This is a genomic window from Pseudomonas sp. BF-RE-25 (genome assembly GCF_019956105.1).
GTDB lineage: Bacteria > Pseudomonadota > Gammaproteobacteria > Pseudomonadales > Pseudomonadaceae > Aquipseudomonas > Aquipseudomonas migulae.
Map to the genome: position 1 here is coordinate 1 of NZ_JAHBDB010000085.1, position 8,519 is coordinate 8,519.

10 protein-coding genes are annotated in these 8,519 nt (G+C 60.7%); 4 read left to right on the forward strand and 6 right to left on the reverse strand.

The window, feature by feature from the left end:
• Window positions 1-97 precede the first annotated feature (97 nt).
• Complete coding sequence (gene gpmI / locus KGB24_RS27440) at window positions 98-1,627, reverse strand: 2,3-bisphosphoglycerate-independent phosphoglycerate mutase (RefSeq protein ID WP_223413817.1); 1,530 nt, start codon at window positions 1,625-1,627, stop codon at window positions 98-100.
• A 153-nt stretch (window positions 1,628-1,780) separates the two neighbouring features.
• On the opposite strand from gpmI, the gene KGB24_RS27445 reads away from it, so the two are divergent.
• The 3 genes from KGB24_RS27445 to secB are packed head-to-tail and all read left to right on the forward strand — an operon-like array spanning window position 1,781 to window position 2,977.
• Window positions 1,781-2,194, forward strand: coding sequence for a rhodanese-like domain-containing protein (locus tag KGB24_RS27445; protein WP_008024918.1), 414 nt, complete (start codon window positions 1,781-1,783; stop codon window positions 2,192-2,194).
• Window position 2,195: 1 nt separating this feature from the next.
• Window positions 2,196-2,450 carry a glutaredoxin 3 gene (gene grxC, locus KGB24_RS27450; RefSeq protein WP_008024917.1) on the forward strand — a complete coding sequence of 85 codons (255 nt, stop codon included), beginning with the start codon at window positions 2,196-2,198 and terminating at the stop codon, window positions 2,448-2,450.
• A gap of 41 nt (window positions 2,451-2,491) precedes the next feature.
• A complete protein-coding gene (secB, locus tag KGB24_RS27455; protein ID WP_007897410.1) occupies window positions 2,492-2,977 on the forward strand; it encodes a protein-export chaperone SecB in 486 nt (161 codons plus the stop codon).
• A gap of 131 nt (window positions 2,978-3,108) precedes the next feature.
• Here secB and KGB24_RS27460 read toward each other — a convergent pair whose 3' ends face one another.
• A complete protein-coding gene (locus KGB24_RS27460; RefSeq protein WP_223413816.1) occupies window positions 3,109-3,564 on the reverse strand; it encodes a tRNA (cytidine(34)-2'-O)-methyltransferase in 456 nt (151 codons plus the stop codon).
• Between KGB24_RS27460 and KGB24_RS27465 the strand changes: the two genes are divergently transcribed.
• Window positions 3,563-4,003 carry a hypothetical protein gene (locus KGB24_RS27465; protein ID WP_032828573.1) on the forward strand — a complete coding sequence of 147 codons (441 nt, stop codon included), beginning with the start codon at window positions 3,563-3,565 and terminating at the stop codon, window positions 4,001-4,003. The two genes, KGB24_RS27460 and KGB24_RS27465, sit on opposite strands and share 2 nt — an antisense overlap.
• 524 nt (window positions 4,004-4,527) lie before the next feature.
• On the opposite strand, the gene ntrC is transcribed toward KGB24_RS27465, so the two are convergent.
• From ntrC to KGB24_RS27485, 4 genes are all read right to left on the reverse strand, one after another.
• Window positions 4,528-5,964: a nitrogen regulation protein NR(I) gene (gene ntrC / locus KGB24_RS27470; RefSeq protein WP_064675450.1), complete on the reverse strand. Its 1,437-nt coding sequence runs from the start codon at window positions 5,962-5,964 to the stop codon at window positions 4,528-4,530.
• On the reverse strand, window positions 5,961-7,046 hold the full coding sequence (glnL, locus tag KGB24_RS27475) for a nitrogen regulation protein NR(II) (protein WP_008024908.1): 1,086 nt from the start codon (window positions 7,044-7,046) through the stop codon (window positions 5,961-5,963). Before glnL ends, ntrC begins: the two co-directional genes overlap by 4 nt.
• 230 nt (window positions 7,047-7,276) lie before the next feature.
• A complete protein-coding gene (locus KGB24_RS27480) occupies window positions 7,277-7,897 on the reverse strand; it encodes a DUF4124 domain-containing protein (protein ID WP_223413815.1) in 621 nt (206 codons plus the stop codon).
• Entirely contained in the window at window positions 7,894-8,403 is a 510-nt protein-coding gene (locus KGB24_RS27485; protein WP_223413814.1) for a DUF4124 domain-containing protein, read from the reverse strand. Before KGB24_RS27485 ends, KGB24_RS27480 begins: the two co-directional genes overlap by 4 nt.
• Between the last annotated feature and the right edge of the window lie 116 nt (window positions 8,404-8,519).

Consider the following 8,519-nt stretch of genomic DNA (forward strand, 5'->3'; position numbering starts at 1 on the left):
CGAAAGCGGTGTGTCAGTCAACGTTGATGTCGACTGACACACCGCTTTCGCGAGCAAGCCCGCTCCCACAGGGTTTGGCGGTGTTTGAGCGACCGGGTTACACCAGGATCGAAGTCCCGGTCATTTCAGCTGGTTTTTCCAGGCCCAACAGCTTCAGCATGGTCGGCGCCACATCCGCCAGCACGCCGCCTTCACGCACCTTCAAGTCACGCTTGCCGACATAAATGAACGGCACCGGCTCGGTGGTGTGCGCGGTATGCGCCTGGCCGGTGGTTTCGTCGGACATCTGCTCGACGTTGCCGTGATCCGCCGTAATCAGCGCTTCGCCGCCGACTTTGTCCAGCGCATCGACGATGCGGCCGACGCACAGGTCCAGGCATTCCACGGCTTTTACCGCTGCTTCGAACACGCCGCTGTGGCCGACCATGTCGCCGTTGGCGTAGTTGACCACGATCACGTCGTAACGCTGGTTTTCGATGGCGTCGACGATGCGGTCGGTGACTTCCGGCGCACTCATTTCCGGCTGCAAGTCATAAGTAGCGACTTTCGGCGACGGGATCAGGATGCGTTCTTCGCCCGGGAACGGTTCTTCACGGCCGCCGGAGAAGAAGAAGGTCACGTGGGCATACTTCTCGGTTTCGGCGATGCGCAGCTGTGTTTTGCCGTTTTTTGCCAGGAAGTCGCCGAGCACGTTGTCCAGGCTGCCGGCAGCGAAGGCCGATGGCGCGGGGATGCTGGCGGCGTATTGGGTGAGCATGACGAAACCGGCCAGTTTTGGCTGGCGGGTGCGCTCGAAATCCTTGAAACCGTCTTCGACGAACACGCGGGTCAGCTCGCGGGCGCGGTCGGCGCGGAAGTTCATGAACACTACGGCGTCGCCGTCTTCGACTTTAACCGGCTCACCGATGGAGGTGGCTTTGACGAATTCGTCGCTCTCGCCACGCTCGTACGCGGCTTGCAGGCCTTCCTGGGCGGTGGCGGCGTTAAATTCGCCATTGCCATCGACGATCAGGCTGTAAGCCTGGGACACGCGGTCCCAACGGTTGTCGCGGTCCATGGCGAAGTAACGGCCAATGATGCTGGCGATCCGGCCTTTGCCGAGGGCCTGAAAGGTCGCGTCGAGCAGTTCGATCGACGACTGGGCGCTTTTCGGCGGCGTGTCGCGGCCATCGAGGAAGGCGTGCAGGTAGATTTTTTCCGCGCCGCGTTTGGCAGCCAATTCGGCCATGGCAACCAGGTGATCCTGGTGGCTGTGAACGCCGCCATCGGACAGCAGGCCCATGAAGTGCACGGCTTTGCCGGCGGCAACGGCTTTATCCACAGCCGCGCAGATGGTCGGGTTCTCGAAGAACTCGCCGTCGCGGATCGATTTGGTCACGCGAGTAAAGTCTTGATACACAACGCGGCCGGCACCGAGGTTCATGTGGCCGACTTCGGAGTTGCCCATCTGGCCATCCGGCAGGCCGACGTCCATGCCACTGCCCGAGATCAGACCGTTCGGCACGGTGGCCCACAGACGGTCCAGTACGGGCTTCTTCGCCGCATAGATGGCGTTGGATTCAGGGCTCTCACTGTGACCGAAGCCGTCGAGAATAATCAGGACCAAAGGTTTAGGCGTGGTAGTCATGGATTCCACTCGTGGCTGAGTTAAAAGAGGGCAATGGAAAAGGGAGTGGCAGTTTAAAGCGAAGTTCCGACGGCGTCACCGCCGGACGGGGTTTGGCCCACCATAGTGGCTGTGTATACTGGCCGACATTTTAACGCCCTGGAACCTCCTTCGATGGTTGCTCACCTGATTGAATTTGCCACTAACCACTATCTGCTCGTCGGTATCTTCGTGGTACTGCTGGCGTTGCTGATCGCCTATCAGATGCAAGGCGGCGGCCGCAGCCTGAGCACCGGTGAACTGACCGGCCTGGTCAACAAGGACGCGGGCGTTGTGATCGACATTCGTCCGGTCAAGGATTTCGCCGCCGGTCATATTGTTGGCGCGTTGAACATTCCTCACGACAAACTGGCCGCTCGCGTGGCCGAACTGGAAAAGCACAAGGCCAAGACCATCATCCTGGTCGACGCCATGGGCCAGACCGCCGGCACTCACGCTCGCGAACTGATGAAGTCCGGCTTCACCGCCGCCAAGCTGTCCGGCGGTATTTCCAGCTGGAAAGGCGACAACCTGCCGCTGGTGAAGTGATATGAGCAACGTCGTCGTCTATTCCAGCGATTACTGCCCTTACTGCTCGCGAGCCAAGTACCTGCTCGAGAACAAAGGCGTGGCCTTCGAAGAGATCAAGGTCGATGGCAAGCCGCAGGTGCGCGCCGCCATGGCCCAGAAGGCCGGGCGCACGTCCGTGCCGCAGATCTGGATCGGTGAGCGCCACGTTGGCGGTTGTGATGATTTGTTTGCCCTTGAGCGCGCCGGCAAGCTCGACGCCATGCTCAAGGCCTGAATGCCTTCCCTATAAGACCCCAAGATCAGAAAGGATCTGAGATGACTGACCAACAGAACACTGCAGCTAGCGAAGAAGAAACCGCACCGCAATTCTCCTTGCAGCGCATCTACGTACGTGACTTGTCGTTCGAAGCCCCGAAAAGCCCGGCGATCTTCCGCCAGCAGTGGGAACCAAGCGTCGGTCTGGATCTGAACACCCGCCAGAAGGCACTGGAAGGCGACTTCCACGAAGTCGTGCTGACCCTGTCCGTGACCGTGAAAAACGGTGAAGAAGTAGCGTTCATCGCTGAAGTGCAGCAGGCCGGGATCTTCCTGATCAAGAACCTGGACGACGCTTCGATGAGCCACACCCTCGGCGCGTTCTGCCCGAACATCCTGTTCCCGTACGCTCGCGAAACCCTGGACAGCCTGGTGACCCGTGGTTCGTTCCCGGCCCTGATGCTGGCCCCGGTGAACTTCGACGCGCTGTACGCACAAGAACTGCAACGCATGCAGGCGGCTGGCGAGACTCCGACCGTTCAGTAAGCGGTCTGAGCGTCGAAGCAAGTCCAATGTGGGAGCGGGCTTGCTCGCGAAAGCGGTTGATCATTCAACATTAATGTTGAATGACACGACGCCTTCGCGAGCAAGCCCGCTCCCACATTTGTTATGGGGTGTTACTTGAATCCGAGCTGGCGCCAGCCCTCGTAGACGGCAACCGCCACAGTGTTCGACAGGTTCAGGCTGCGACAGCCTTCGCGCATCGGCAAACGCAGGCGTTGGTCGCCGGGCAGGGCGTCCAGCACTTCCGCCGGCAAGCCTCGGCTTTCCGGGCCGAACAGAAAGGCATCGCCCTCGGCGAAGCTCGCGTCGTGGAACGGCCGCGAACCCTTGGTGGTAAACGCGAACACCCTTGGATGACCAAGGCTCTCCAGGCAACTGGCGAGGTCCGCATGGCGTTGCAGGGTGGCATACTCGTGGTAATCGAGGCCGGCCCGGCGCAGGCGCTTGTCGTCCATCTCGAAGCCCAGCGGTTCGATCAAATGCAGGTGGCAGCCACTGTTGGCGCACAGCCTGATAACGTTGCCGGTATTCGGCGGAATTTCTGGTTGAAAAAGGATGACGTGAAACATGCACGGCTCCGAAGGTAAAGATGACGGGCATTCTACGCCGCAAGCGGATCCCCGTTCGAAACTATTCCCGCGCGTGATGGGTTCGCTGGCGATTGTCGGGGTAATGGTGGGGCTGATGATCGGTCGCCTGACCACGCCCGACCCCAGTGAATTGCAGCAGATCGAGGTGACGAACGACGGCCTGGTAGTGTGGTTCAACAACGAACCCAAGTCCCACGGCGAGTTTATCGACGGCAGCCTGGCGTTGCTGTTCGAGGCGGAGGGCAAGACGCAGAAAGGTCAGCTCAAGCTCAACGACAAGAACGTGAACTGGCGGGTGCGATTGAGTGATGGGGGGTTGTTGCTGTCGGTGGTGGCGGCCCGGCCACTGCAAGGCGAGTGGGCCGGTAGCGAGGTCGATGACCGCTGGCGGCTGGAGATCCATCTCCGAGAGCAATAAAAGAGGGAATCCCCGGCCTGCCTGTACCAAGGTTCCCAAAACGGCAGGGCTCGCGCATTGCATCGTGAGCCCGGTGTAAAGAAGGAACCCCTGACCTGCCTGTATCAAGGGCCCCAAAACTGTTTGGGCTCGTCGCAAGTGCGGTGTGAGCCCGATGTAAAGAGGGGAATCCCCGGCCTGCCTGTACCAAGGTCCCCGAAACCGGGTAGTGAACTGAATCACTGAATGGACTATTGCAGGGGGCGTGCCAGGTTTTAACAGCTTGAAACAATCACGCGCTCTGAAACGCCAAAAGCCCCGTATTACGGGGCTTTCGTGTTTTTTCGCCAGGGGTTCGATTGTGAACGCAGGCGGGATTTTGGATCGGTTGGCGTGCGCGATTGCGGTTCACGGTGCATTCAGTCGGTGCACCGAGGCCCCAAAAGCATCGCGAGCAGGCTCACTCCTACAGGGGAACGCATCCCAATGTAGGAGTGAGCCTGCTCGCGATTGGATGTAACTGCCGGCGAAGATTTAAAGGCTAATTAACCCTCTTCCCCTTCATCATCATCCCCACCATCCACCTTCATCCCCAGTTCCTTGATCTTGCGCGTCAGGGTATTACGCCCCCAACCCAGCAAAACCGCAGCATCACGACGACGGCCAGCGGTGTGCTTGAGCGCGGTTTCAATCATGATCCGCTCAAACGCCGGCACCGCGCTGTCGAGCAGGCTCGACTGACCGCGAGCCAACGCCTGATCGGCCCACTGGCGCAGCGCTTGCTCCCAGTTGGTCACCGGCGCCGAATCCTGCGGCAGGCTCAGCAGCTCCGGCGGCAGGTCGCTGATGTGCACTTCGCGACCCGAAGCCATCACCGTGATCCAGCGGCAGGTGTTCTCCAGCTGACGGACGTTGCCGCCCCAAGGCAGGTTCTTCAGGTATTCCTCGGTTTCGCTTTTCAACAGCTTCGGCTCGACCGCCAGTTCTTGTGCGGCGCGGCTGAGGAAGTGCTTGGCGAGGGTCGGGATGTCTTCGCGACGGTCCGACAGGCGTGGAATATGAATGCGGATCACGTTGAGGCGGTGGAACAAGTCTTCACGGAATTTCCCGGCGTGCACCAGGGTTTCCAGATTCTGGTGAGTCGCGGCGATGATCCGCACGTCGACTTTGACCGGCACGTGGCCGCCGACGCGGTAGAACTCGCCGTCTGCCAGCACGCGCAGCAAACGGGTCTGCGTGTCCGCCGGCATGTCGCCGATTTCATCAAGGAACAGCGTGCCGCCATCCGCCTGTTCGAATCGTCCGCGACGCAGGTTGGCCGCGCCGGTGAACGCGCCTTTTTCATGGCCGAACAGCTCGGATTCCATCAGGTCTTTCGGGATGGCGGCCATGTTCAGCGCAATGAATGGCGAAGCCGCCCGTGGACTGTGACGGTGCAGGGCGTGGGCGACCAGCTCTTTACCCGTACCCGATTCACCGTTGATCAGCACGGTAATGTTGGAGTGGCTCAAGCGCCCGATGGCGCGAAACACTTCCTGCATCGCCGGCGCTTCGCCGATGATTTCCGGGGTGCGGGTCAGCGCGACCGGGACTTCCAGGCCTTGCTGTTCCTGGGCGTGCTGGTTGGCGCGCTTGACCAGGGACACCGCTTCGTCGACATCGAACGGCTTGGGCAGGTATTCGAACGCGCCGCCCTGATAGGACGCGACAGCGCTGTCCAGATCGGAGTGCGCAGTCATGATGATCACTGGCAGCCGTGGGTGTTGCTCGCGAATCCGCGCCAGAAGGTCCAGACCGCTGGCACCCGGCATGCGGATGTCGGAGATGATCACGTCCGGCTGCTGGCGCGCCAGGCGGCTCATCACGCCATCGGCGCTGTCGAAGCTTTGCGTGGTCATGCCTTCCTGCTGCAAGGCTTTTTCCAGGACCCAACGGATAGAACGGTCGTCATCGACGATCCACACGGTTTCACTACGGCTCATGTCGATGTGGCTCCTTGTTCCAGTGGCAGAAAGATCGAGAAGGTGGTGTGGCCTGGATGGCTGTCACATTCGATCAGGCCCTGGTGCTGGCTGATGATGTTCTGGGTAATGGCCAGGCCGAGCCCGGTACCGTCCGGGCGCCCGCTGACCATGGGAAAGAAGATGGTTTCCTGAAGTTCCGCAGGAATGCCGGGGCCGTTGTCGATGATTTCGATCTTGGTCACCAGGCGATGGCGCACGTGCCCGATGGTGAACTGGCGCATGGCGCGGGTGCGCAGGCTGATTCGGCCCAGGCGCAGCTCGTTCTGGCTGCTGATGGCCTGCATCGCGTTGCGCACGATATTCAGGACGGCCTGAATCATCTGTTCGCGGTCGATCAACACGTCGGGAATGCTTGGGTCGTAGTCGCGCACCAATGTGATGCAGCCCTGGCTTTCGGCCTCGACCAAGTGGCAGACGCGTTCCAGCACTTCGTGGACGTTGCACATGGCCAGCGATGGCAACTTGTTGGAGCCGAGCATGCGATCGACCAGGTTTCGCAGGCGGTCGGCTTCTTCAATGATGACGTTGGTGTAGTCGCGCAGGCTTTCTTCCGGCAGTTCGCGGGCGAGCAACTGGGCCGCACCGCGAATCCCGCCGAGCGGATTCTTGATCTCGTGAGCGAGGCCGCGCACCAGCATCTTGCTGGTTTCCTGCTTCGACAATTGGGCCTCTTCCTTGGTGATCCGCAGCAAGCGGTCACGCGGGTGGACTTCCAGCAGCAGCATGGTGGCGCCGTTGGCCAGGATCGGTGTGACCGCGTAATCGACGGTCAGCGTCTGGCCGGTCAGGGCGGTGAGCATCGCTTCGCGTTTGGTGAACGGATGCGCCTGCTCGACCGCCTGGCGCAGGGAATTCAGGGCTTCGGTGGATTCGGTGAACAACTCACTGATGAACTGCCCATGGCTGCGCTGGCCACTGATGGCCAGCAGCATCTCCGCCGCCGGGTTCATGTACTCGAGGCGCAGTTCGGCGTCGAGCAGGATGGTGGCGGTGGTCAGGTTGTCGAGCAGCAATCGATGCAGTGCGTCGCTAATGGTCATCAGGACCTCTTTTGGAGCAGGGCATGCGCGTGAATAACGCGCCGATATGAGGAAAATGCAAAAACCAAACCAAGGCTCCGAAAAGAAGCGTCAAAGGCCTGAAACGGGCGTTTGACGCTCGTTTGCGTGGCGTTCTGCCAGCTTTTGCGGGTACTTTCGAACCAAAATGGGTTGATATTTGGGTACGGTGCAACCTATCGCACCAATATAGTGCGCAAAGCTGAACGAGGTTAGAAGAAACGCAGGAAGGGATTTTTGGGCTCGATGGGTTTGTCCTTGAGCGGACATTCCGGTCGCTGGCCGTAGTCGGTCAGTGCGCAGGGTTTGACCTGGCGTTTTTGTGCCAGGGAAATGCGCAGCATGTGGAAGGGTTGATTGGCGGTGCGCTCGACGATGCGGCCGTGTTCGTCGAGGATTTCCACGGACAGGTTGTGGCTGCCACGATCGATGTTGCTCAAAGCGAACACCGGGCTCGGACCCGGTTCGGCGGTGGGCTGCCCGTCCAGCAACAAGCGGTAGCGATGGCCTCGTTGCAGGCCGGGCTCGCTGGTGATGCTGACGATCAGTTCGCCGGCGCTGCTGCGGATTGTGGCGTCGGGCTCGGGAACCAGCACCCGGAGCATGTCATAGCGGAACATCGGCCTGGCTTCGGTTTTTTTCTCTGCAATGACCGGCGCTGCGCCGGTCGGGTTGGCGGACATGCGGTTGCTCGTCGCCAGCGGCACGCGTTTGGCGTTGCCGGAGCCAGGCTGGTCGGTGAAGACCCGATTGCCCTGTGCGTCGATGTAAGTGAAGACTTCGGCCGATGCGGACAGCGCGATCAGGCAGGCGGCCAGCAGCCATAACCTCACGGCTTGTGCACCCGCTGAACCGTGAAGGTCACGGTCGGACTCTGCTGCACGATGTCTTCCCCGTCGATCACCTGCACCGCGAGGCTGTGAGTACCGCGATCAATGTTGACCAGTTGCAGGATCGGCACGTTGCTCGGCTGGCCGTAAGGCTGGTCGTCCAGCAGCAGCCTGAAAAGATGCGGACCTTGCAAGCGCGGTTTGATCAGCACGTTGACGGTGAAGGTGCCGTTGTTGGCCCGCAGCGCTTCGGTGGTGGGCAGGTTGGTCAGCTCCAGCACCTCGTAGGCGCTGCGAAGTTGTTCGCGGCTGGTGGCTTCGGCGGGTGGGGCGGGAGGTGTCTGGCGCTCGACGCTGTTGAGCGGCGGCAGTTCGACCGGCTGAGCCTTCACACCGTCGGGTGGTTGATTGCTGTAGGCAGTGTTGCCGGCGGCGTCGGTGTACTTATAGATCTGCGCGGCGGCGGGCAGGGCGATCAACAGCAGGATGAACAGAAAACCACGACCCATAAAATCGACCAGAAGCGAACGCGTTGGGTTGCAGCATAGGTCAGTGGCGGCGGTTGGCCCAAGCTGTAAACATTTCGCGATGATTTCCCTGGCACCACAAAACCCTTGTAGGAGCC